This is a genomic window from Flavobacterium sp. JLP, from assembly GCF_015350755.1.
GTDB lineage: Bacteria > Bacteroidota > Bacteroidia > Flavobacteriales > Flavobacteriaceae > Flavobacterium.
Genome location: NZ_JADKPS010000002.1, coordinates 760,728 through 786,477 on the forward strand (window position 1 = coordinate 760,728; position 25,750 = coordinate 786,477).

General features: G+C 34.0%; 19 protein-coding genes. 10 read left to right on the forward strand and 9 right to left on the reverse strand.

Annotated elements, in window-relative coordinates; genetic code table 11:
* The first annotated feature begins 55 nt into the window (after positions 1-55).
* Positions 56-649 carry an outer membrane beta-barrel protein gene (locus tag IRZ83_RS08715; protein WP_194568134.1) on the forward strand — a complete coding sequence of 198 codons (594 nt, stop codon included), beginning with the start codon at positions 56-58 and terminating at the stop codon, positions 647-649.
* Positions 650-822: 173 nt separating this feature from the next.
* On the opposite strand, the gene metE is transcribed toward IRZ83_RS08715, so the two are convergent.
* On the reverse strand, positions 823-3,144 hold the full coding sequence (gene metE / locus IRZ83_RS08720; RefSeq protein WP_194568136.1) for a 5-methyltetrahydropteroyltriglutamate--homocysteine S-methyltransferase: 2,322 nt from the start codon (positions 3,142-3,144) through the stop codon (positions 823-825).
* A gap of 159 nt (positions 3,145-3,303) precedes the next feature.
* Here metE and IRZ83_RS08725 point away from each other — a divergent pair, with 159 nt between their 5' ends.
* A complete protein-coding gene (locus tag IRZ83_RS08725; protein WP_042566180.1) occupies positions 3,304-3,765 on the forward strand; it encodes an Lrp/AsnC family transcriptional regulator in 462 nt (153 codons plus the stop codon).
* Between the two features lie 98 nt (positions 3,766-3,863).
* Positions 3,864-5,210 (forward strand): deoxyguanosinetriphosphate triphosphohydrolase, encoded by a 1,347-nt coding sequence (locus tag IRZ83_RS08730; protein WP_194568138.1) that lies wholly within the window; start codon positions 3,864-3,866, stop codon positions 5,208-5,210.
* Positions 5,211-5,283: 73 nt separating this feature from the next.
* Here IRZ83_RS08730 and IRZ83_RS08735 read toward each other — a convergent pair whose 3' ends face one another.
* Genes IRZ83_RS08735 through IRZ83_RS08750 form a run of 4 tightly spaced genes read right to left on the reverse strand, consistent with a single transcriptional unit; the run spans position 5,284 to position 9,931 of the window.
* Complete coding sequence (locus IRZ83_RS08735; RefSeq protein WP_029271862.1) at positions 5,284-6,285, reverse strand: DUF3078 domain-containing protein; 1,002 nt, start codon at positions 6,283-6,285, stop codon at positions 5,284-5,286.
* Positions 6,286-6,327: 42 nt separating this feature from the next.
* Positions 6,328-8,109: a 1-deoxy-D-xylulose-5-phosphate synthase gene (locus IRZ83_RS08740; RefSeq protein ID WP_194568140.1), complete on the reverse strand. Its 1,782-nt coding sequence runs from the start codon at positions 8,107-8,109 to the stop codon at positions 6,328-6,330.
* Between the two features lie 19 nt (positions 8,110-8,128).
* Complete coding sequence (locus IRZ83_RS08745; protein WP_194568142.1) at positions 8,129-9,103, reverse strand: energy transducer TonB; 975 nt, start codon at positions 9,101-9,103, stop codon at positions 8,129-8,131.
* Between the two features lie 3 nt (positions 9,104-9,106).
* Positions 9,107-9,931 (reverse strand): energy transducer TonB, encoded by an 825-nt coding sequence (locus tag IRZ83_RS08750; RefSeq protein ID WP_194568144.1) that lies wholly within the window; start codon positions 9,929-9,931, stop codon positions 9,107-9,109.
* Positions 9,932-9,990: 59 nt separating this feature from the next.
* Here IRZ83_RS08750 and IRZ83_RS08755 point away from each other — a divergent pair, with 59 nt between their 5' ends.
* A complete protein-coding gene (locus tag IRZ83_RS08755) occupies positions 9,991-10,434 on the forward strand; it encodes a nucleoside deaminase (protein ID WP_029271866.1) in 444 nt (147 codons plus the stop codon).
* A 2-nt stretch (positions 10,435-10,436) separates the two neighbouring features.
* On the opposite strand, the gene IRZ83_RS08760 is transcribed toward IRZ83_RS08755, so the two are convergent.
* Positions 10,437-10,964, reverse strand: coding sequence for a hypothetical protein (locus tag IRZ83_RS08760; protein WP_194568147.1), 528 nt, complete (start codon positions 10,962-10,964; stop codon positions 10,437-10,439).
* Between the two features lie 230 nt (positions 10,965-11,194).
* On the opposite strand from IRZ83_RS08760, the gene IRZ83_RS08765 reads away from it, so the two are divergent.
* Together IRZ83_RS08765 and pbpC are read left to right on the forward strand one after the other, a co-directional pair.
* Complete coding sequence (locus IRZ83_RS08765; protein ID WP_194568149.1) at positions 11,195-16,873, forward strand: alpha-2-macroglobulin family protein; 5,679 nt, start codon at positions 11,195-11,197, stop codon at positions 16,871-16,873.
* A 100-nt stretch (positions 16,874-16,973) separates the two neighbouring features.
* Positions 16,974-19,349: a penicillin-binding protein 1C gene (gene pbpC, locus IRZ83_RS08770; protein WP_194568151.1), complete on the forward strand. Its 2,376-nt coding sequence runs from the start codon at positions 16,974-16,976 to the stop codon at positions 19,347-19,349.
* Between the two features lie 110 nt (positions 19,350-19,459).
* Here pbpC and IRZ83_RS08775 read toward each other — a convergent pair whose 3' ends face one another.
* Positions 19,460-21,004, reverse strand: coding sequence for a ribonuclease E/G (locus IRZ83_RS08775; protein WP_029271871.1), 1,545 nt, complete (start codon positions 21,002-21,004; stop codon positions 19,460-19,462).
* A gap of 385 nt (positions 21,005-21,389) precedes the next feature.
* On the reverse strand, positions 21,390-21,680 hold the full coding sequence (locus IRZ83_RS08780; protein ID WP_007805026.1) for an HU family DNA-binding protein: 291 nt from the start codon (positions 21,678-21,680) through the stop codon (positions 21,390-21,392).
* 140 nt (positions 21,681-21,820) lie between these two features.
* On the opposite strand from IRZ83_RS08780, the gene mutY reads away from it, so the two are divergent.
* The 4 genes from mutY to gldD are packed head-to-tail and all read left to right on the forward strand — an operon-like array spanning position 21,821 to position 25,226.
* Positions 21,821-22,867, forward strand: coding sequence for an A/G-specific adenine glycosylase (mutY, locus tag IRZ83_RS08785; RefSeq protein WP_194568153.1), 1,047 nt, complete (start codon positions 21,821-21,823; stop codon positions 22,865-22,867).
* 37 nt (positions 22,868-22,904) lie between these two features.
* Positions 22,905-23,345, forward strand: coding sequence for a single-stranded DNA-binding protein (locus tag IRZ83_RS08790; protein WP_029271873.1), 441 nt, complete (start codon positions 22,905-22,907; stop codon positions 23,343-23,345).
* A 23-nt stretch (positions 23,346-23,368) separates the two neighbouring features.
* Positions 23,369-24,664 carry a gliding motility-associated protein GldE gene (locus IRZ83_RS08795; RefSeq protein WP_194568155.1) on the forward strand — a complete coding sequence of 432 codons (1,296 nt, stop codon included), beginning with the start codon at positions 23,369-23,371 and terminating at the stop codon, positions 24,662-24,664.
* 1 nt (position 24,665) lies between these two features.
* Positions 24,666-25,226, forward strand: a complete 561-nt coding sequence (gldD, locus tag IRZ83_RS08800) for a gliding motility lipoprotein GldD (protein WP_029271875.1) — start codon at positions 24,666-24,668, stop codon at positions 25,224-25,226.
* 52 nt (positions 25,227-25,278) lie between these two features.
* Here the strand turns inward: gldD and IRZ83_RS08805 are convergent, their stop codons facing one another.
* The gene (locus IRZ83_RS08805; RefSeq protein WP_194568157.1) at positions 25,279-25,656 is read right to left on the reverse strand and encodes a heavy-metal-associated domain-containing protein; all 378 of its coding nucleotides are present in this window, start codon (positions 25,654-25,656) and stop codon (positions 25,279-25,281) included.
* Positions 25,657-25,750 lie beyond the last annotated feature (94 nt).

The window sequence follows — 25,750 nt, forward strand, 5'->3', positions numbered from 1 at the left end:
AAAATTGTGGCATCTTTATTGTTAAAGCTGTATTAAATTTTAACAAATATCACTTATGAAAAAAATGTTACTTGTTCTTGCATTAGCTGTGATTAGCTTTGCAAATGCGCAAAAAAAAGGTTCAATTTTAGTTATGGGAAGTATTAATTACCAATCTCAAAACACTTCAAATTCTGGTTCAGAATACAAAACTTCTTATTTTGGTTTTGCACCTAAAGTTGGATATCAATTTCACCAAGACTGGACTGCAGGTATCGAAGCAGGAATAGGGAATTCAAAACAAGATAATGGCAATAACAGCGAATACAAATCAAATAACTTTTCTTTAGGAGGTTTTTTACGTTATGCTAAACCTTTAAACCAAACTTTTTCTGCATATGCTGATTTAGGAGTTGGTTACCAAAGTAATAAAATTACAAATACTACAGGACCAATCGACACAATAAACGAAGGAGATGGTTTTTATATTGGAATTACACCAGCAATCTTAGTTAATGTTGGTAAAGGTTTTGGTTTAAACTTTAACGTTGGAGGTTTAGGATACAACACTTTAAATTATGATGGAAACAACGGAAACGGAGATAATGTAAAAACATTCAATTTCTCTTTCGGACAACAGTTTTCTGTTGGAATTTCAAAGAATTTCTAATCTAGAATATATTTCAATTTCTTAAAAAGCACTCCAATTGGAGTGCTTTTTTTGTTTAAGAGTATCTTTACGAATAAATGCCAGCAGAAGTAAAGTCGAAACAAATCATAACTACAAGATTTTCGACTTCACCCGCTGACATAAAAAACAAAAATATATCTAAACAAAAAATATTAACTAACTGGGTTTTCAACTGTTGCTCTCATTTCCTGAGCCGCCGCAACCATTTCGATTAAAGCTTTTTTGGTTTCGTCCCAATGACGTGTTTTTAAACCACAATCGGGATTTACCCAAAGCTGATCTACAGGAATTACGGCAGAAGCTTTTTCTAGTAATTTCACCATTTCTGTACTCGAAGGCACACGCGGAGAGTGAATATCGTAAACTCCAGGTCCAATTTCGTTTGGATATTTAAAGTTGGCAAAAGCATCTAAAAGTTCCATTTGCGAACGTGAACATTCGATCGTAATAACATCGGCATCCATGTCGGCGATGTTTTGAATAATGTCATTGAACTCGCTGTAACACATATGTGTATGAATTTGAGTGTCGTCGTTAACTCCAGATGCAGAAATTCTAAACGCTTTTACAGCCCAGTCTAAGTAGTTTGCCCATTCTTCTTTTCTCAACGGCAAACCTTCGCGAATGGCTGGCTCATCAATTTGAATGATTTTAATTCCGGCTTTTTCTAAGTCTACAACTTCATCACGAATGGCCAAAGCAATTTGCGTACAAGTTTCAGAACGTGGCTGATCGTTACGAACAAACGACCATTGTAAAATTGTTACAGGTCCTGTAAGCATTCCTTTTACCCATTTTGGAGTTAAAGATTGCGCATATTTTGACCATTTTACCGTCATTGGGTTTGGTCTGGAAACGTCGCCGTAAATAACCGGAGGTTTCACGCAACGACTTCCGTAACTTTGAACCCAGCCATTTTTGGTAAACGTAAATCCAGATAACTGTTCTCCGAAATATTCCACCATATCGTTACGCTCAAATTCTCCGTGAACCAAAACATCGATTCCGGTTTCTTCCTGAAAACGAATCGTAGCTTCGGTTTCTTTTTCGATTAAATCGTTGTATTGTTCCGTTGTTAATTCTCCTTTTTTGAATTTCGCTCTCCAGCTTCTCACTTCAGCTGTCTGCGGGAAAGATCCAATTGTGGTTGTTGGGAATAAAGGTAAATTCAAAGCTTCGATTTGGCTTTTTCTTCTTGTTGCAAAAGTGCTTTTACGTTGGTCATCAGAAGCTGTAATTCCGGCAACACGCGCTTTAACTTCATTATTATGAATTAATTTTGAAGTTTTACGGTTTTCGTTTGCAATTACATTTCGCTCATAATCTACCGAATTTTTAACGTCAACTTCGTTTGAAGCGAATTGTTTTAAAAGTACAATTTCGTTGATTTTTTGCTTCGCGAAAGCTAACCATTGTTTGATTTCAGGAGTTAAAGTCTGATCGTTTGTTTCTAAATCCAAATCGCACGGACTGTGAATTAAAGAACAAGACGGAGCAACAAGAATTCTGTTTTCGCCCAAAGCATCGGTCGCTTTTTTAATTAATTCTAATGATTTTTTGAAATCGTTTTTCCAGATATTTCTTCCGTCAACAACTCCCAATGAAAGTTTTACGTTTGAAGCCAGTTTCCCTGATTCTAAAATATCATCTAATTGAAGTGGACAGCGAACTAAATCTAAATGGAAAGTATCAACCGGAAGAGCCAAAGCCGTTTCTAAATTTTCTCCGAAGCAATCAAAATAATTCGCTAAAATGATTTTAATATTCGGGAAACGTTTGTTGATTTCGTTGTACACTTTCGTGAAAGTATTTCTTTCTTTGTCCGTTAAATTTAAAGCCAAGAAAGGTTCATCAAGCTGAATATATTCAGCGTTTTCGGCTTGTAATTTTTCAAATATTTCGAAATAAACCGGAAGTAAAGCATCGATAAGATCAATTCGGTGAAAACCGTCTTCTTTTTCTTTTCCTAAAAGCAAATACGAAATTGGTCCAATTAAAACGGGTTTTGTCGCAATTCCTAAGTCTTTTGCTTCTTTAAATTCATTGATTATTTTTTCTGAAAACAATTCAAATTTTTGGTTTTTTGTGAATTCAGGAACAATGTAATGATAGTTGGTATCGAACCATTTTGTCATTTCCATTGCTACAACATCTTGTCCGTCTTTTTGCGCGCCTCTTGCCATGGCAAAATACAAGTCAAGTGACGAATTTGTTTTAGCCAGTTCGTGATAACGCTGTGGAATTGCGCCAACTGTCAAAGTCAAATCCAAAACCTGATCGTAAAAAGAAAAATCGTTAGACGGAATTAAATCTACTCCGGCTTCTGATTGTAAATACCAGTTTCTAATTCGAATTTCTTTTCCCGCATCAATAAGTTCCTCTGCAGAAATTTTTCCAGCCCAGTATAATTCACTGGCTTTTTTTAACTCTCTGTTGCTCCCGATTCTTGGATAACCTAAATTATTTGTTTTCATTTTTTTGATTCAGTATTTTTTACTGTACAAATGTATTTCATTGGGTTTTAATACTTAAATTTGAGCTTATTTTAAGTAAAATGTATTTTTTAATTTATATTTTGAAGATTATTTTACTGTGAAATTGTCTTTAATGAATCTTTAGCCGTAAAAAAAACTATGGAAAACCTTGATAAAACCGATTTACTGATACTCAAACACCTTCAGGAAAACTCAAATATCAACACAAAAGATCTTGCGAGTAAACTATTCTTGACGGTTACTCCAGTTTACGAACGAATAAAAAGACTGGAAAGAGACGGATATATTACTAAATATGTAGCGCTTTTAGACAAGAAAAAAATGAATCGCGGTATGACCGTTTTTTGTAATGTACGCTTAAAAGAACATGCCAAAAATGTGGGAAGTAATTTTGTAAAAGATATTGTGGCACTTCCAGAAATTATAGAATGCTATAACATTGCTGGCGATTACGATTTTATGCTTAAAATTTTGGTACAAGATATGGCTAGTTATCAGGATTTTGTGATGAATAAATTATCGACTATTGAAAACATCGGGAACACGAATAGTATTTTTGTAATGGGAGAAATTAAACATAGTACGGCTTTAGAGTTCTAAAGACTTTAAAATCTTAAAATAAAACGTATTTTTGAACTTTTAGATCATCAATCTAAAATCAATCCCGAAGCTTCGGGACTAAATTCTAAAATTAAAAAATGAACTGGGAACAACTTTTATCATTAAAACGTCAAGGAGACACAAGCAAAAGATTACGTGTAGAACAAGATGATACTCGTTTAGGTTTTGAGGTAGATTATGACCGAATTATATTTTCTGCTGCCTTTAGAAGTTTACAAGATAAAACGCAAGTTATTCCGCTTTCTAAAACAGATTTCGTTCATACGCGTTTAACACACAGTTTAGAGGTTTCGGTTGTGGGAAGATCTTTAGGACGTTTGGTTGGTAAAAAAATCATCGAAAAATATCCTTATCTAAAAGAAATTCACGGTTATCATATGAATGACTTCGGTGCTATTGTGGCTGCGGCTTCTTTGGCACACGATATCGGAAATCCGCCTTTTGGACATTCTGGAGAAAAAGCGATTGGAGAATATTTTTCTATCGGAAACGGGTTAAAATACAAAGATAAACTTACCGCAAAACAATGGCAGGATTTAATTGATTTTGAAGGAAATGCCAATGGTTTTTCGGTTCTAACGGCGAGTCGTCCGGGAATTGAAGGCGGGCTTAGAATTTCATACGCCACTTTGGGTGCTTTTATGAAATATCCTAAAGAAAGTCTTCCGAAAAAACCAACGAGCAATATTGCCGATAAAAAATACGGTTTCTTCCAGACTGATAAATTGTTTTTTGAAGAAGTAGCCCAGGATATGGGAATGATTGCCAACAAAGAAGATGGCGATATTGGTTTTGAAAGACATCCGTTGGCGTATTTAGTAGAAGCTGCAGATGACATTTGCTACACTATTATAGATTTTGAAGACGGAATAAATCTTGGTTTGGTATCTGAAGATTATGCTTTAGAATATTTAATTAAACTGGTAAAAGACAATATTGGAGTTGCCAAATATAAATTGCTGGAAACCAAAGAAGACCGAATCAGTTATTTGCGTGCTTTGGCAATTGGCGCTTTAATTAGCGATGCTGTTGATGTTTTTATTGAAAATGAAGAAGCAATCTTGGCGGGTAATTTTCCGTATGCTTTAACCGATAAAAGCAAATACAAAGCGCAGATGAATGATATTATTCAACTAAGTGTCGAAAAAATCTACCAAAGCCGTGAAGTCATCGAGAAAGAAATTGTAGGTTATCAAATCATTCAGACTTTGCTGGATAAATTTATTACAGCATTCAATAATAAATACGAAGGAACTGCATCAAACTACGATAAACTAATCTTGAAAATGCTGCCAGAAAAGCATCATCTCGACAAAGGCAATTTATACGAGCGTCTGCTTCATATCTGCCATTATGTTTCGCTTTTGACAGATGGGAATGCATTAGAATTATATGAAATGATTCAAGGGCATAAAAAGAACTAAAATTAATTTATCATAAAAAAGAACCCCATAAAGCGTAAGTTTTATGGGGTTCTTTGTATAAATATAAGATTTATTATTTAAAAGCGTAAACTAAGCCAACACCTAATACCTGACGGAGTTGTGCTCTTGGTCCGTCGTTAACCTGACTTGTTGTTCCTGTTGTAGGATCAACGACATCTTTTTTAGTTTTAATGTCGTCATCATAAACTAAATGCACGCCAATATTTGCTTTAACATAAGCATTAACAACAAGATCTAAACGCGTATCATAATCCACATCGACATTTCCAAATTTGTTCAAATAATCGGTATATAAACTTAGGCGGTTTTCGTAGAAAATGTTTTTGTAAATCTCGCTTTTCATGTATCCTGTAAACAAAATACCAAACTCAGCTTTTACTTTTTGTCCTTCTTCCACTAAAATTTGTGCAGTAGGATCAAGAGGATCTGTTATATAAACTGCTTTTTTAACACCAAAAGAACCTTGATTAGCAAGATATTGATCTAATACCAAAGTTGTCTTTAAAGTAATCGGAGAGAAGTAAAAAGTTCTGTTTTTCTTTTTGTCTGAGTTCTCAGCTCCAGCTCCTAAAAAGATGTAAGCTGGTGCAAAAGGTTTAGAGATCGCAATGTCTCGGTTAGGATAGTTGTAACCGTTTGTAAATTGCGTATTGAAATTAAACTTAGCAGAATAATACCAGTTTGATAAAGAATCTTTTCTGAAACCATAAGTAGAGTTCATCAAAATTGCGTCATCTGTTTTTCTAAGTTCTGTTCCGTCTTGTTTATTTAAACCATATTTTACAATAAGTTCGTTCACCCATTTATGATTTCCTTTAACGAAAGTTCTTCCAAATTCACCTTTAAACAACCCAGAAATAGAACTTGTTCCCCCGGCGCTCCAATTCACAAAAGCGATTTCCGAAATGTCAAAGCCTAATTGATTTTTTTTAGTCCAATTGGAAGGTAGTTTTGGTAGTTGATTTGGATCTAAAGTCGTTTGTATAAGTTGGGCAAAGTTTTTTGAAGTACTTAAAAGCAACAGAAGTAAAAGGGTAGAACGCAATAATTTCATTAGGTTGATTTTATTTTTTTTTGGTGCTGCAAAATAATTATTTTAGACCGTTTGAAAAAGATTTATTAAACTTTTAACGTCAATTTTACACAATTGTTGCAGTTGCGCTACCGTTCCGTGCTCAATAAATTCGTCTGGAACACCCAAATTTTGAATATTATTTTTGAAATTATTTGTTGCTGCAAACTCTAAAACAGCACTTCCAAAACCTCCAATTTTAGCCCCGTCTTCTATTGTAATTATGTTTTCAAAATCTAAAAAAATATGTTGTAATAATTTGATATCTAATGGTTTAATGAATGGGAAATCGTAATGTGCAATGCGCTCAGAATTTGAACATTGGCTTAGTGCTTCGATAACATTATTTCCAATAGTTCCAGTAGATAAAACGGCCATTTTTGTTCCCTTTTTTAAGCAGTTTGCTTGGCCAAATTTAATTTTCTCATAATGTCCGAAATTTTCTACTTCCCAATTCGGAAGAACGCCTCGTCCACGTGGATATCGGATTGCAATAGGATTATTCAGACCTAATTGAGCTGTATATAAAATGTTTTGAAGCGCAATTTCATTAATAGGCGCATAAATTATCATATTAGGAATCGTGCGCAAATAAGCAATATCAAAAACGCCATGATGTGTCGCTCCGTCTTCGCCAACCAAACCGGCTCGATCTAAACAAAAAATCACAGGTAAATTTTGTAAAGCTACATCATGAATGACTTGATCGTAAGCACGTTGTAAAAAAGTTGAATAAATATTACAATATACAATCATGCCTTGTGTGGCCATTCCGGCAGCAAGAGTTACAGCGTGCTGTTCTGCAATTCCAACATCAAAAGCACGTTCTGGAATTTCATCCATCATAAACTTTAAAGAGCTTCCCGATGGCATTGCAGGCGTAATTCCGATGATTTTTTGGTTCTTTTTAGCTAAATCTAAAATGGTCAACCCAAAAACATCTTGATATTTTGGAGGCAAATTTTCTTCATGTTTTAAGTGAATTTCTCCAGTCGAAGCATCAAATTTTCCGGGTGCATGATATTTTACCTGATTTTCTTCAGCTTGCTGCAGGCCTTTTCCTTTTGTGGTTACAATATGAAGAAATTTTGGACCTTTTATCTTTTTTAACCGATTTAGTTCTTGTATTAAAGTTGGAAGATCATGCCCGTCAATTGGACCCGAATAATCAAAATTCAAAGATTTGATCATGTTATTTTTCTTCGGATTTTTTCCTTCTTTTACCGCAGTAAGATACTTTTTGAGTGCACCAACGCTCGGATCAATTCCGATAGCATTGTCATTCAAAATAACCAATAAGTTAGCATCGGTCACTCCGGCGTGATTTAAGCCTTCAAATGCCATTCCGCTTGCAATAGAAGCATCACCAATTACGGCAATGTGCTGTTTCTCAAAATCGCCTTTTAAGTTTGACGCAATCGCCATTCCCAACGCAGCAGAAATAGAAGTAGAAGAATGGCCTACGCCAAAAGTATCATAAACACTTTCGCTTCTTTTTGGGAAACCCGAAATACCATGAAGTTGTCTGTTGGTGTCGAAATTTTCTCTTCTTTCGGTTAAAATTTTGTGTCCGTAAGCCTGATGGCCAACATCCCAAACTAATAAATCGTCGGGCGTATTAAATACATAATGCAAAGCAATTGTCAATTCAATGACGCCTAAACTTGCTCCCAAATGGCCTTCTTTTACAGAAACAACATCAATTATAAATTGGCGTAATTCCTGAGCAACTTCTGGCAACTGCGCTTCAGAAAGTAAGCGTAAATCGGCGGGATTGTATATGTTTGAAAGTAAATTGCTTTTCATTGTTAGGTAAAAAGCAAATTTACGGTTTTAAATTTAATTCTGTTTGTTCATTGCTTTCTCCTGTTTTGAAAATTTGCATTGAGGTAATTTTTGAAAATTTTCTTTTTCTTCTTTTCGGATTCAAAGTATCCAGTTCAAGTGTAATTGGTAAAGTGTAATAGGTTTTAACTTTTCTTCCACTAGTTTCTCCCGGAGTCCATTTTTCGAATTTCTTTAAAACCCGAATGGCTTCTTCTCCAGTTCCAAAACCAAGGTCTTCTATTATTTTAATTTCATCTATACGTCCGTCTTTTTCAATTACAAAAGACATTTTAATTATTCCGGTTGATTTCTTTAGATCTTTTGGAATTTTAAATTCATTTCTAAAAATTTCATAAAATAATTCTATTCCTCCGGGATAATCAGGTCTGACATCTATACCTGCAAATCCATATACTGCATTGTCCTCATAAGGATATGCGTAAGACACTGCGTCTCCAGATTCTGTTTTTGCTAAAGACAAGAATTTTTCTTTTTTATGGATATGATGGCTTTTGTGGTTTTTAAATTTTGTCTCTTTTATTTTTGGAGCTGTATCGTTATTTGATGTAATTATTTCTTTATGAATGGTTTTTATAGACGAAGAATCTTCGATTACTTCAATTTTGTCGATTTTTTGTTTGTTCCCATCTTTATCTTGACAGCTAAACAAAGTAGTTCCCATAGCAATAAATAAAGCAAGCAAAAACATTTTGTGATAATGAGTCTGAGTATGTAAAACCTGACTTGGAATCTGAATTATTATAGAATCCAATTGCGATTTTTTAAATCTGCCGCAAATTTTATTGTTTTGATTTTGAATGAAAAAATGCTGTACTTCTTGCGGTAACATTTCGGTAAAATCGATAACGGTTTTGGCGCAGCTCAAACAAAAACGGCCATTTTCGTTTGGCGTCATTTTGTCCCAGTTTTCATGGCAAGGCTCAGGAATCGTTATTTTGAATTTTCTTTCCATGCATTATTGAATAAAGGGAATTGGCAAAATATAAGATGATCTAACAATATGACTGTTATGTTTTCCCGGAATCCACTTTGGAGCAGTTTTTAAAACTTTAATAGCTTCTTCTCCGTTTCCTGTGCCTGTATTTTCAACTATATTGAAATTACTCAAACTGCCATCTTTTTCTACAACAAACACTATTTTTCCTTGAAATTTATCTGTTTTAGTTGAAACAGGATAATTTTTATAAAAATAAGCATAGAATTTTTTCATTCCATTTTCTGGAACAGGTAAAACATCTAAATCTTTTGAGCTATATATAATATCATACTTAAAAGTTCCTTGCTCAATAGAATTAGGAATAAGTAATGCTCCAACTATAGTCTCTTCGTGAGTTTTTTTTGACTCTACTTTTTTTGACTCTATCTGATGTCCATAACATGAATTATTGGTCTCGTTTTGATCTTGATTTGTATTATCAACAATCTCGATTTTATCAATTCTATTTTTGTTCCCATCTTTATCTTGACAGCTAAACAAAGTAGTTCCCATAGCAATAAACAAAGCAAGCAAAAACATTTTGTGATAATGAGTCTGAGTATGTAAAACCTGACTTGGAATCTGAATTATTATAGAATCCAATTGCGATTTTTTAAATCTGCCGCAAATTTTATTATTTTGATTTTGAATGAAAAAATGCTGTACTTCTTGCGGTAACATTTCGGTAAAATCGATAACTGTTTTGGCGCAGCTCAAACAAAAACGGCCATTTTCGTTTGGCGTCATTTTGTCCCAGTTTTCATGGCAAGGCTCAGGAATCGTTATTTTGAATTTTCTTTCCATTTTGAATATCAAGATTTAAATGTAATAAAAAATAATAGTAAAACCTTATTTTTGCAATTATGATAAATCCTTTCACCGACGAATACTTCATGAAAAAAGCTTTGCAGGAAGCTGAAATGGCTTTTGAAAAAGGCGAAATTCCTGTTGGAGCCATAATTGTTGTGGCTGATAAAGTCATTGCAAGAAGTCATAATTTGACTGAATTGCTAAATGATGTTACTGCACATGCTGAAATGCAGTCGATAACTGCAGCCGCTAATTTTCTTGGTGGAAAATATTTAAAGGATTGCACTTTATATGTTACACTCGAACCTTGCCAAATGTGCGCCGGTGCTTTGTATTGGAGTCAGATTTCTAAAATTGTTTTTGGCGCCCGTGATGAACAGCGCGGCTTTATCGTTATGGGAACAAAGCTTCATCCTAAAACTACTGTTGTTTCTGGCGTTATGGCCAATGAAGCTGCTGATTTGATGAAACGATTTTTTATAGAAAGACGTAAGTAGCTTTAAAATAAATAAGTCATATAAAGACATATGAAAATCATAAAAGAATTAAAGCAGATTATATTATAAAACGTGTTTTCTGAGAAACCTTTTTTTGACAGCAGAATTTTTATACTTATTGCTATTGAAAAGAGAAGTACAGTACAAAAGTAAAATTGAATTCCATTGACGCTTAAGTCATTAGAAAGGAGTTTTGTGTAGTCATTTTTCTCCGAATTGACTTTTGTAACGGATTTAAATAATAAAGAATACTCAATTTCAATATTGCTTTCTTCGACGTCATCTTTTGCAGTTGAGAATGTAAATCCTTTTTTTGTATAATAATGATAAGAAACTTTTTGTTTAGAACCATTTTTTCCTCCTGCAGTCTGCACAGCAGAATAAATTATAGTGTCTTTTGTTTTTGAAGTTGGTAAAATAAAATAGTCGAAAAATAATAGAGATATTATAAAAGCCACTATTAGAAAAAGATACACGATTACCTTTTTATTCTTTATTATGAACTCATCTTCTGAGGAATATTTCGACATAAATTAATAAATTAAATGCTTCGAAGATATTATATTTTGGTTTGAGTTGGCATAAAACTTCAACAAAAGTTAAATAGTTACTGTAGCGAATTTTCCTCTTAAAATGTTTTAAAAAATATTCTACATTTACTACAATATATTTAGCCTTTGGATAGTTATGCTCTTTAACTATCAAATGTTAAAACGTTCTGTCATTTTCTATAATTTGTAACCATTAACTCTAAATAAAAGTGAAAGCAAAAGGATTAGTTCTCGTATTTTGTGTGTTTTTTATTTTTCAATCTTGCGGCAGAAAATCAGCAGCCGATTTCAATTCCGATTTTTCATTATTTAAAGAGTATATAGTCAGTTTTACCGGGGGAATAGTTTCTTCCGAATCTGATATTCGAGTGGTTCTGGCTTTCGATAAAAAAGAATGGAAAGCCAATCAAGTTTTAGACAGCGATTTATTTGATATTTCTCCAAGCGTCGACGGAAAAGTGGTCGCACTTTCTACTAATACAATTGCCTTTATTCCAGAAAAAAAGTTGGATCCCGGAACTGAATATCAGGTAACCTTGAATTTAGACAAGCTTATTACGCTCCCAAAAGACAAAGAGGCAACGCTTTCTAAATTTAATTTTACGGTAAAAACAATCAAACAGGATTTTACTATAAATACGGCTGATATTCAATCGTACAGCAAAGAATATCAATATTTAAACTGTGTTTTAAAAACGGCTGACTTTATTGATCTTGAGACAGCTAAAAAGTTAATAGAAGCAAAACAAAAGGGAAATAATCTTAAAATTAAATTTGATGCAAAATCGGGTTCGGCAAAAGAATTCAATTTTATAATTGACAGTATTCAGCGTTATTCTGAAGCCACAAATCTCGAAATTTTATATGATGGAAGTGATTTTGATATTGATCAGAAAGGTCAAATCGATGTTCCGATCACCAATATAAACGAATTTAAAATCGTAAAAGTTGAGGTTCCAGACGGAAGCAATCAATCACTGACAATCAATTTTTCTGAACCTTTAGAAAAAGGCCAGGATTTTAAAGGTTTGGTTTCGATTCAGAACGCAAATAATTTGAAATTCTCAACACAGGGAAATTTACTTAAAGTATATTTTAGTAATGAAAAAACGCCAGCTCAAACAGCAGTTTCTGCTCCTGTTGTAGTTGAAGAAAGTGCGGTTTCATTGGCAGATTCTGCATCGGTTGTTGTAGATAGTGCATCTGCTGTGGTTGATGAGGCTGTAGAAGTAGTTCACGATGAAGAGCCAGAAGCAGCATCGGAACAAATTTTAGCGGGAGATTTATTAGTTGAAGTTTTTCAGGGAATTGAAAGCCAATACGGTAAAAAAATGGAAGCGAATTTTACTCAGAAGATTTCGTTTGACCAAATAAAACCAAGTGTGCGCTTTATTAAAAACGGAACTATTTTGCCAAGTTCCAATAATTTAAAATTGAATTTTGAAGCTGTAAATTTAAGTGCAGTCGATGTAAAAGTATACAAAATCTACAAGAATAATATTCTTCAATTCCTTCAGTATAATGAGCTGAACGGCAGTCAAAATCTCAAGAAAGTAGCACAGCCAGTAGCGAAAACTACATTGAATTTAAGCGAAAACAAACTTATAAATCCGAATAAATGGAACACATTTGCTTTAGATTTATCTAAAATAATTACGCCAGAACCAGGAGCGATTTATAGAGTAGAATTTGTGTATAAAAAGAAATACTCTCTATATAAATGCGAAACTTCTGAAGAAGACCAAAGTGATGAAGAGGAAGAAGAAGTCGATGAAAATGATGTAAACTACAGCGGAAACTCCTATGACGACTATTATTATGATGATTACGAATGGCGAGAAAGTCAAGATCCTTGCTCAAGTTCGTATTATTATAATGCCAGAATTGCAACTAATATTCTAGCGACAGATTTGGGTGTTATTGCCAAAAGAGGAGAAAACAAATCGTATTTATTTGCTGTAAATAATATTGTAACAACTGAGCCGGTTTCCAATGCAAGGGTTGATTTGTACAATTATCAACAGCAAAAATTAGCGACGAGCGCAACCAGCAGCGAAGGAATTGCTTCTTTCCAGCTCGATAAATTCGCTTATTTTGCTATTGTATCTTTAGGAAATCAATCGACTTACGTAAAATTAGACGACGGACTTTCATTATCTGTAAGTAATTTTGATGTGGCCGGCGAAACGTTGCAAAAGGGCTTAAAAGGCTTTATCTATGGAGAACGTGGTGTTTGGCGTCCGGGAGATAACTTGTATTTGTCTTTCATTTTAAATGATGCTTCGAATAAATTGCCAAAATCACATCCAATTAAGTTTAGATTGAATGATCCGAATGGGAAAACCGTTTATCAAACCATTCAAAAAACCAATGAATTAAATCATTACGCATTTACAGTTCCAACAAGTGCAGATGCACCCACAGGAAATTGGGAAGCCATGGTCAGTGTTGGAGGTGCGAAATTTTATAAAAGCATTAAAATTGAAACCATTAAGCCAAATCGTTTAAAAATTAAGAATAATTTCTCCAGAAAAACACTTTCATCTGCGTATCCAAACAAAAGTAATTTGGAAGTGACTTGGCTTCACGGCGCTATTGCTAAAAATTTGAATGTAGAAATGCAAGCTAAGTTTTCGCAGCAGGCGACCACTTTTAAAGGTTATGAGAAGTTTACTTTTGATGATTTAGTACGTCAATTCAGCACAGAAGAAATTAATGTTTTCTCTGGAAAATTAAATGAAAATGGAAAAGCTTCAGTAAATATCGAACCAAAATTACAAGGTCAGGCACCAGGAATGCTTCGCGCTTCATTCATTACAAAAGTATATGAAGAAGGTGGAGATTTTAGTACAGATGTTATTTCGACTACGTATTCTCCATATAAAACCTATGTTGGAATAAAATCACCTGAACCAAATAAATACGGAATGCTGGAAACCAGAACCAACAATCGTTTTGATATTGTGACGCTTGATGAAAACGGAAGACCAAAAGCGGTTAGAAATCTGGAAGTAAAAGTTTATAAAGTAGAATGGCGCTGGTGGTGGGATGCTTCTAGCGATAATTTATCAAATTATAATTCTTCGAATGCGACAACTTCCTATAAAACATTTGTTATCAATACAGATTCTAGCGGAAGAGGAAGTGTTCAGTTTTCATTGACCGATGAAGAATGGGGACGTTATTTGATTCGTGCTTCAGACAATGCTGATGGGCATGCAACTGCTTTGACCGTAAACATTGACTGGCCAATTTGGTCTGGAAAAACGCGAAACAGAGATGCTTCTACAGCAAATATGTTAGTGTTTTCTACTGATAAGAAAAACTACGCTGTAGGCGAGAAAGCACAAATATCTTTTCCGTCAAGCGAAGGCGGTCGCGCTTTAATTTCAATTGAGAACGGATCAAAAGTAGTACAGACTATTTGGGCTAAAACTGAAAAAGGAGAAACAAAAGTTGAAGTTCCGATCACTGCTGCAATGGCACCAAATGTGTATTTTAATATTACGCTTTTACAGCCACATGCGTCGACTAAAAATGATTCGCCTATTCGTATGTACGGAATTGTTCCGATAGAAGTTGTTGATAAAAATACCATTTTAGCACCCACACTTTCAATGCCTGATGTTTTAAAACCAGAGCAAACATTTACTGTAAAAGTAGGTGAGAAAACAGGTAAAGAAATGACGTATACAATTGCAGTTGTAGACGAAGGTCTGCTTGATTTAACTCGTTTTAAAACACCAAATGCCTGGGATAGTTTCTATGTTCGTGAAGCTTTAGGAGTAAAAACTTGGGATATTTATGATGATGTAATTGGCGCCTATGGCGGAAAAATAAATCAGATTTTCAGTATTGGTGGAGATCAAGATTTAGGCGGAGGAAAAGCTAAAAAAGCAAACCGTTTTAAACCTGTTGTATTGTATTATGGTCCGTTTAAGTTAGAAAAAGGACAAACTAAATCACATCAATTAAAATTGCCGAAATATATTGGTTCAGTTCGAACTATGGTAGTTGCTGGTGATGCTAATACTAGTGCTTACGGAAGTGTCGAAAAAGCAACTCAAGTAAAAAGTCCTTTGATGGTTTTGGCTTCGTTGCCAAGAAAAATTTCGCCTTCTGAGAAAGTAACAATTCCGGTTACCATTTTTGCAACAGAGAAAAATATTAAAAATGTTTCGATTCAGATAAAAACAAGCAATGGATTGAAAGTAATGGGAAGCGCAACTCAAAGTTTGACTTTTACAGAACCGGATGAAAAAATGGCTTATTTTAATTTAGTTGTTGGTTCTCAAACCGGAATTGCGAAGGTGCAGGTAATTGCCACTTCTGGAAAAGAGAAATCGGTTTATGATGTTGAGATCGACATGACGAACCCGAATCCGGTAACAAATACTTTTACCGATGTGATTTTGTCTCCAAACAGTACCAAGACCATTTCATGGAAAACCTTTGGAGTTGTGGGAAGCAATAAAGCAAGATTAGAAGTTTCTTCAATGCCAACAATCAATTTAAATGGAAGATTGCAATATCTTATTCAATATCCACATGGCTGTGTAGAGCAAACGACTTCTTCAGTTTTTCCACAGTTGTATTTGAATGATGTTGTTGATTTGGATGCAACTCGAAAAGCACTTATTCAAAAAAATATTACGGCAGGAATTACCAGATTAGGAAGTTTTCAGCTGTCAAACGGAGGAGTGGCTTATTGGCAAGGAAATACGACTGCTGATGATTGGGGAACTTCATATGCGGGACATTTCTTGATTGAAGCAGAGAAGAAAGGATATGTTTTGCCAATTAACTTCAAATCAAAATGGATTTCGTATCAGCAAAAAGAAGCAAAACAATGGCGTTTCGAACCAAAATATGGAAATGATTTGGCTCAGGCTTATCGATTATATACTTTGGCCTTAGCCGGAAATGCCGATTTGTCTTCTATGAACAGATTACGTGAAACAAAAGGAATTTCGAATGAAAGTATGCTTCGTTTAGCTGCTTCGTACGTTTTGGCAGGACAAAAATCTGCTGGATTGAACCTGTTTTTACACAGTAAAATAGAAGATGAATCAAGTACTTATAATTATTACTATTATGGTTCGAGCGAAAGAAACAGGGCGATGGCTTTAGAGACGATGCTGCTTTTAGGACAAAAGCAAAAAGCTTTTGATATGGCTTCAAAATTAGCCAAACAAATGTCTAACAATCAATGGATGAGTACACAGACAACTGCTTATTGTTTGTACGCAATGTCAAAATTTGCAGTAAGCAATGGTCCAAAAGGAGTTAATATTCAGTTTAGCAAAAACGGAAAAGGTGAAACAATAAACACACAAAAAACAATTGCTGACAGAAATTTAGTGGTTCAGACAGGTACAAACAGTGTCATTCTAAAAAACATTAAAAACAATACTATTTATGTTCGAGTTTTAAATACTGGAATATTACCAATCGGACAAGAAAATGCAATTCAGAGCGATGTTGCTGCAAATATTGTTTTCAAAAACAGAAAAGGAAGCGTAATTAATGTTTCAAAAATCAGCCAAGGAACAGAGTTTATTGCAGAGGTTACCATTCGAAATCAAAGAAATGAACATGTAGAAAATGTTGCCTTATCACAAATTCTGCCTTCAGGATTCGAAATCGTAAATACTCGTTTTACTGATTATGGAGACGCAACAAATAATATAGCCGATTATATTGATATTCGAGACGATAGAACTAATTTCTATTTTGGAATGAAAGCTGGCGAAACAAAAGTCTTTAGGATTTTGCTGAATGCATCTTATCTTGGGAATTATTATTTGCCTGGATTGCAATGCGAGGCAATGTATGATAATACTTTCTTAGCGAGAACAAAAGGATTTTGGGTTGAGGTTGTAAAATAAAGTTTCACGCAGATTTAGCATATCAAGCAGATAAAATAAAAAATCTGCTAAATCTGCGTGAAAAAAACTTAGCGAACTTTGCGGTTAAATATAATAAATATTGAAAAATAAACTTATAGCGTTTATACAACGCATTATAAATTGGATAAAAAGAAACAAAATAAAGTCAGCAGTTGCATTTTTGCTCTTGCTGATTTACTATTTTTCGATACCGCGAACTTTATTTAAAGAACCGTATTCTACTGTTATTGAAAGCAAAGAAGGCGAGTTGCTTGGTGCAAAAATCGCGAGTGACGGACAATGGCGTTTTCCTTCGCAGGACAGCGTGCCTGATAAATTCAAAAAATGTATTGTTTATTTTGAAGATGAATACTTTTATAAACATCCTGGATTTAATCCAGGAGCCATGGTAAATGCTTTCAAACAAAATCAAAAAGCAGGAAAAGTTGTTAGAGGAGGAAGTACATTAACACAGCAAGTTATTCGATTATCTCGAAAAGGAAAAAATAGAACTTATTTTGAAAAGTTAATAGAAATTATCCTGTCAACTAGATTAGAATTAGGTTATTCTAAAAATGAAATACTGGAATTATATGCGGCTCACGCACCGTTTGGCGGAAATGTAGTGGGACTTGAAATGGCTTCTTGGCGTTATTTTGGAGTTCAATCGAATCAATTGTCTTGGGCTGAGAATGCAGTTTTGGCTGTTTTGCCAAATGCACCGAGCTTAATTTATCCGGGAAAGAATCAGATAAAACTCTTGAATAAACGAAACCGACTTTTATTAAAATTACACCAAGAAGGCATAATTGACAAGCAGACTTACGAACTTTCTATTGAAGAGCCGTTGCCTCAAAAACCGTATGATTTGCCTCAAATTGCGCCTCATTTATTGCAGAGAGTGGCAAAAAATGAAGAAGGAACTCGAGTAAAAACTACAATTGATTACGGTTTGCAAAATAGAGTCAATCAAATTGCAAAATATTATTACAATCAGTACAAGCAAAATGAAGTACATAATTTGGCGATTTTAGTAATTGATGTTTCTAATCGAAATGTTATGAGCTATGTCGGTAATTCGCCAACAGACAAAAACCATCAAAAAGATGTTGATATTATTGATGCGCCTCGAAGCACAGGAAGTATCTTAAAACCGCTTTTATATGCAGGAATGCTAGATGATGGTGAATTGTTGCCAAACACTTTAGTCGCTGATGTGCCAACGCAAATTGCGGGTTATACACCTCAAAATTTTAATCTGACATTTGACGGAGCTGTTCCGGCACATCGCGCATTGTCACGATCATTAAATATTCCGGCAGTTTTGATGTTGCAGGATTTTGGAGTGAATAAATTTTATGAAGAATTGCAAAAATTCAAGTTGAGAGATATCAATAAAACACCAGATCATTATGGTTTGTCGCTTATTTTAGGCGGTGCCGAAAGTAATCTGTGGGATTTATGCCGAACTTATGCCGGTTTATCATCAACCGTAAATTATTACACTAAAAATCAATCCAAGTATCGAACAAATGAGTTTACAGAATTAAATTATAAAAATGATTTTGAACCTGATTTCGGATCTGAAACAAATCAGAAAAATATAATTGGTGCGGGATCAATCTGGTTGACGTATAATGCAATGGAAGAGGTAAACAGACCAGAAGGAGATGAAGCTTGGAAGTTTTATGACAGTTCCTTAAAAATTGCCTGGAAAACCGGAACAAGTTTTGGGAATAGAGATGCCTGGGCAATTGGCACAAATTCAAAATATGTAGTCGGGATTTGGGTGGGAAATGCAACAGGGGAAGGAAGGCCAACGCTTACTGGTGTTACAAGTGCAGCTCCAATTTTATTTGATGTTTTCAATTTATTGCCGAGAGAGCGATGGTTTGATAAACCTTATAATGATTTAGAAAAAGTTGAGGTTTGTCGACTAAGCGGTTATCTAGCAAAAGAAGATTGCCCAAAAATTGCACAATGGGTTCCTAAAAAAGGAAAATCAACAGCAGTTTGTCCGTATCATAAAACAGTTCATTTAGATAAATTAGAAAAATTTCAGGTAAACAGCAGCTGTGAAAATGTGGAGAACATAGTAACTAAGAGCTGGTTTGTTTTGCCTCCGGTTATGGCTTGGTATTACAAAAGCCAGCATATCGAATATTTGCCTCTGCCACCCTTTAAAGAAGATTGCCAGGGAACGCAAACGAAAACAATGGATTTTATTTATCCTAAAACGAATAGCAAAATTTATTTAACAAAGAATTTCAACAGCGAAGTACAGCCTGTTATTTTGAAAGTGGCTTATTCTGAAAGAGATAAAGAACTTTTTTGGTATGTTGATGATGTTTATAAAGCAACAACAAAAACGTTTCATGAATTGCCAATAACTCCAAGTACTGGAGTTCATTATATTACTGTTGTAGATGCTTTTGGAAATGAAATTAGGAGAAGAATTGAAATTGTGAGAGAATAAAAAAAGTGAAAGTAAATTATATTTTTTTAAATTCTTAATTCCAAAATGAATAATTACTCCTAAAAAAAGCCACAAAAAAACCGCCAATCTCACGAAAGGCGGTTTTTGTTTTATTCTGAAATAACATTTCCTTTTTTATCATAGAAATGGTATTCTAAGTACGTGTAAGCGTCACGAGGTATGATTTTCACCCATTTCTTATGTTCAAAAAACCATTTTGAACGTAATGATGGAAAACCTTTACTGAGGTATGCAGCCACAAACGGATGTACATTAAGGACAACACTTTTGTGGATTTTTAAAATTCTGTCTAAATCAGATGCGATTTTATCAATGATTAAAATTGGCGCTTCAATTTCGCCATGTTCATTGTTTGGATCTTCTTCTCTAGTTTTAATATTTACTTCTGGTCTTACGCGTTGTCTTGTAATTTGAACTAAACCAAATTTACTTGGCGGTAAGATTTTATGCTTTGCTTTATCGTCGCTCATTTCTTCTCGCAAGAAGTCGAACAAGACTTTCCTGTTTTCAGGATTAGACATATCGATAAAATCAACTACGATTATTCCGCCCATATCACGCAAACGAAGTTGTCTGGCAATTTCAGCGGCTGCAATCATATTTACTTCCATGGCAGTGTCTTCTTGATTAGTCGCCTTATTAGAACGATTTCCGCTGTTTACGTCTATAACGTGAAGAGCTTCAGTATGTTCAATAATAAGATAAGCGCCTTTGCTCATAGAAACCGTTCTTCCAAAAGAAGTTTTGATTTGTCTCTCTATATTGTATTTCTCGAAAATTGGAGTGTCATTTGATTGATAAAACTTAACAATCGATTGTTTTGAAGGTGCAATTTCTTGCAGATATTCCTTCGTTTGGTGGTACAACTCTTCGTCATCTATTTGAATACCGCTGAAGGTATCATTAAATACATCTCTTAATATTGAAGAAGCTCTGTTAAGCTCTCCTAATACTTTTGATGGATGATGAGCAGTTGGTAATTTTTTACACATTGCAGTCCATCTGCTAAGCAGGTTCTGCAAATCTTTTTCTAATTCGGCTACGTTTTTGCCTTCGGCTACTGTGCGAACAATAACACCAAATCCTTTAGGTTTGATCGATAGAACAAGTTTTTTTAGACGATCCTTTTCCTTTTTGTCTTCTATTTTTTGAGAAATAGAAACGCGGTCAGAAAACGGAACGAGAACAATAAATCTTCCTGCCAATGAAAGCTCAGCGCTTATCCTTGGACCTTTGGTCGATATAGGTTCTTTTACAACTTGAACTAAAACAGATTGATTGGCACTTAAAATATCAGTAATGATGCCATCTTTGTCAATCTCTTTTTCAAACTGAAAGGTTTTTAGGGAGAAATCTTTTATTTTACCTGCGCTTACAAGTTTTATGAATTTCAGCTGAGAAGCTAAGTTAGGTCCTAAATCGTGATAATGTAAAAAGGCATCTTTTTCGAAGCCAACATTTACAAAAGCAGCGTTAAGTCCAGCAACTGGTTTTCTTATTTTGGCAATAAAAATATCACCAACTTGAAAATTGCTTTTCTCTTCTTCTTTGTGTAATTCAATTAGTTTTCCATCTTTTAATAAGGCAAAATCTACGGCTTCAGAACTAGATCTAATGATTAATTCTTTATTCACACTGTAAATTTTTATCCAGACTTTTAGTTTCAGGTTTCAGGTTTCAGGTTTCAAGTTTTTCAACTCATAACTCATAGCCTATAACTCATAACTGATTGTAAGGATGGATTAAACAATATTTTTAACAGGTATTGAACCCGGGGGAATTTTAGTTAGCAGTTTTCCAGTTTCAGTTGCCAGTTTTAAGCTGCGAACTGTGACTTGTTACTGAGACTAAATTCCAATTTCAATGAACGTTAAAAAGAAAAAAGTAGTTTAAAACTACTTTTTCTTTTTGTGACGGTTAGCTCTCGCTCTTTTCTTTCTTTTGTGAGTAGCTACCTTATGTCTCTTTCTTTTTTTACCACTTGGCATATCGTGTCGATTTTATAATTAATTAATAGTATTATTTTGCTTCGTTATTCGTTTTAACTCCTTCTACAAATACTTTTGCAGGTTTAAAAGCAGGAATGTTGTGTGCAGGAATTTTGATTGTGGTGTTTTTAGAAATGTTTCTTCCTGTTTTTTCAGCTCTAGTTTTTACGATGAAACTACCAAAACCTCTTAGGTAAACATTGTCTCCAGTTTCCAATGAAGTTTTAACTTCTTCCATAAAAGTTTCTACTGTTGCTTGAACATCTCCTTTTTCAAGACCTAATTTCTCTGAAATTTTCGCTACGATATCTGCTTTCGTCATTTTCTTTCCTATTTTATTTTATAAATGATGTACTATTTTTTTGAGTTTGCAAATATAGGAATTAAAAAAATAATTAATCAAGCTAATTCGTTAAATTTTAATTACATAAACATTTACTTTTGTATTCTAAGTATTTTACGATGAATTTTCATAACATATTGATAAATTGGTATTTACGAAACAAGCGTGATTTACCTTGGCGAAAAACGACCGATCCTTACCTAATTTGGCTCTCAGAAATTATGCTGCAGCAGACTCGAGTTGCGCAAGGAATGCCATATTTTTTTGCTTTTACAAAGGAATTTCCTACAGTGTTTGATTTGGCAAATGCCTCAGAAGAGCAAGTTTTGAAACTTTGGCAGGGATTAGGGTATTATTCTCGCGCCAGAAATCTGCATAAAACAGCTCAATATGTAGCAAATGAGCTGAATGGAGTTTTTCCAGAGAATTATGCAGCGTTATTGAAATTAAAAGGTGTTGGCGAATATACTGCGGCGGCGATTGCTTCATTTTCTTATAATGAAGCGGTTCCTGTAGTTGATGGAAATGTTTTTCGAGTGCTTTCTCGCTATTTTGATATCGAATCAGATATCGGCTTGCCTGCAACTAAAAAAGAATTTACAGAGCTGGCTAAAGAATTAATGCCAAAAGATAATCCAGCGATATTTAATCAGGCGATTATGGAGTTTGGTGCTTTGCAGTGTGTTCCTAAAAGTCCAAATTGTTTGGTTTGTGACTTTAATGAAAGCTGCGCAGCACTTCAAAAAAAGAAAGTGGCTGCTTTGCCCGTAAAATCAAAAAAAACAAAAGTTACAAATCGATTCTTTAATTATTTGATTTTAGAAGATGCTTTAGGAAATACTTTAATTCAAAAAAGAACCGCAAAAGGAATTTGGCACAACTTATATGAGTTTCCGTTATTAGAAAAAGACGAGATTGTAGGCTTTGATGTTGTCGCAAAAGAGGTTCAAAACGATATTTTTCCATCTTATACTATTATAGGTATAGAGGAATGCAGTGAAACTACTGTCATGCATAAACTTTCGCATCAGCATCTGCATATTCAGTTCTGGAAAGTTAAAATTGCTGAAAAAATAGAGAATGGCGTGATAACCAGTGATTTAAAAAATTTTCCTTTTCCTATTGTGATTTATAATTTTATCGAAAAGCAGGAAATAAATTGCTAAAAAAATGTATCTTTGGGAGAAATACCACAAATTAACCATGAACGGAACATTAAATAAAGTGATGCTTATTGGCCATTTAGGCGATGATGTAAAGATGCATTATTTTGATGGAGGAAATTGCATCGGTCGTTTTCAGTTGGCTACAAATGAAGTTTATATTAATAAGACCACCAACGAAAAAATAACTTCGACAGAGTGGCATAATTTAGTCGTGCGTAATAAAGCCGCGGAAATCTGCGAGAAATATCTATCCAAAGGAGATAAAATATATGTTGAAGGTCGTATAAAATCACGTCAGTGGCAAGCAGAAGATGGCACTACAAAATACACGACTGAAATTCAAGTTACCGAGTTTACTTTCTTGACTACCAAAAAAGAAACTGGAAATCATAAACCACATCACGATTCAGAATCCGCAAAAAGTACTAACTTTGATGCGACAAATGAAGGCTTGCCTGTAAACGACCTGCCTTTTTGATTGTTTAACTAATCTTTTTTAATTTGGACCCAGAGCCCAGTTTACTTTTTACTACGACATTAGACATCAATTTAATAATTGGTTTTGTCGGAATATTTGTTTTGCTTTTTTTATCGGCCATTGTTTCAGGTGCCGAAGTAGCTCTTTTTTCTCTCTCTCAAAAGGATATTGATGAAACCTTACAAGACAATCTTTCTAAAGGTAAAATAATCTCTAAACTTTTAGATAAACCCAAAAAACTTTTAGCAACCTTATTAGTAGCAAACAATTTTTTAAATATTGGAGTCGTTATTCTGTTCTCTTTTATTGGCCGAAATATTTTTGCACACGTAAGTTCGCCTGTTCTTAAATTTATTTTAGAAGTAATTTTGGTCACTTTCTTAATTTTATTATTTGCGGAAGTTTTGCCAAAAGTTTATGCCAGCCGAAACAATATAAAATTTGCTAAACGTGTTGCTTATCCGATTGCTGTTTTAGACAAATTACTTTCTCCGATAAGTTTGCCTATGCGCAGTGTTACGCTATATTTGCAGAATAAATTAGGAAAACAAAAAAATAGTTTTTCAATAAATCAGCTCTCGCAGGCGTTAGAACTGACAGATTCTGAAGGCACATCGAGCGAGGAGCAAAAAATATTAGAAGGAATTGTTTCTTTTGGAAATACAGATACCAAACAGGTTATGAGTCCGAGAATTGATATTTTTGCATTAGAAATATCAGAATCATTTCCAGTAATTTATCCAAAAATAATCGAAAAAGGATTTTCAAGAATTCCGGTTTACCGCGATAATATTGATCAGATCGAAGGCGTTTTATTCGTTAAAGATTTATTGCCGCATATTGATAAAGAAGAGTTTGACTGGACGACTTTAATTAGAGAAGCATTCTTCGTTCCGGAGAATAAAAAGCTTGATAATTTGTTGAAGGATTTTCAAGGTCTTAAAAGTCATTTGGCTATTGTGGTTGATGAATATGGCGGGACTTCTGGCTTAGTTTCTTTAGAAGATGTTATTGAGGAAATAGTAGGGGATATCAGCGATGAGTTTGATGATGAAAATTTGAATTTTTCTCAAATTGATGAAAAGAATTTTCTTTTTGAAGGAAAGATTAACATGAAAGACTTTTACCGAATCGTAAATGTTAATGAAGATATTTTTGAATCGCACAAAGGCGAAGCGGAAACATTAGCTGGTTTTATTCTTGAAATTCTGGGTAATTTCCCTAAAAAAGATCAAAAAGTAGCTTTCGAAAACTGTGTTTTTACAATCGAAACAGTAGATAAAAAGCGTGTAAAACAAATAAAAGTAACAATAGAATAAAATGCTTAAAAGAATAATTTCGGCTGCTGCCATTTTACTTGTATTAACAGTTGTAAGCTGTAAAGATGATGTAGTGCCAAAGCCGTCAAGTTACTTGCGTCTAGATTATCCTGAGGCGAAATATGTCAATTTTGAAAATAATTGCCCGTTTGCTTTTGAAATGAATGAAGCAGCGATAATTAAAGGTGAAAAAGACTGCGGATTTGCAATTACATATCCGAAAATGAAAGCGACAATTTATTTGACCTATAAACCAGTAAATGGAGATATTCAGAAATTATTAAAAGATGCTCAAAAACTAACTTACGAACATGTTATAAAAGCTGATGATATTTTAGAACAGCCGTATTTAAATCCGCAAAAGAAAGTTTACGGAATGTTTTATCAAGTTGATGGAAATGCTGCTACAAACTCACAATTCTACGTTACAGACAGTACAAAACACTTTATAACGGGATCAGTTTACTTTTATGCTAAACCCAATTTTGATTCGGTTATGCCTGCAGCAAGCTATATTAAAAATGATATGCAGCGCTTAATGGAAACACTAAAGTGGAAATAATAAACATAAAAAAGGCGTTCAATTGAACGCCTTTTTTATGTTTAAAATATAATTACGATTTCATATTCGAAACTTTATATGTTTTACCGTCTCCAGTTTCCTGGACTGTTTTAGTTAAGTTTTCAGGATTTTGAATTGTTTTGTCAAAAGTTACGGTTGCAGTTTTTTTGTCAAAATCAACTGTTGCTTTTTCTACGCCATCTAAATTAGATAATTCTTGTTCAATAGTTTTCGCGCATCCAACAGCGCAGGTCATTCCGTCAATAGTAAAGCTTGCTGTCTGTACATTTTCTGCAGCAATTGCTTTATGTTCTTTCGGAGCTGTTTTTTCAGATTTAATATTTGCTAAATTTTTATCTCCTTCTTTTTTACAGCTTACGAATACTAAACCTGCTATTGCTAATGATGCTATTATTTTTGTGAATTTCATTATCTATGATTTAAGATTGTCAATATGTTATTGGCAAAATTAATAAAAATCAAGAGGTCAGTTCGTAAAATTATTACAAATTTGCAGTAAAATA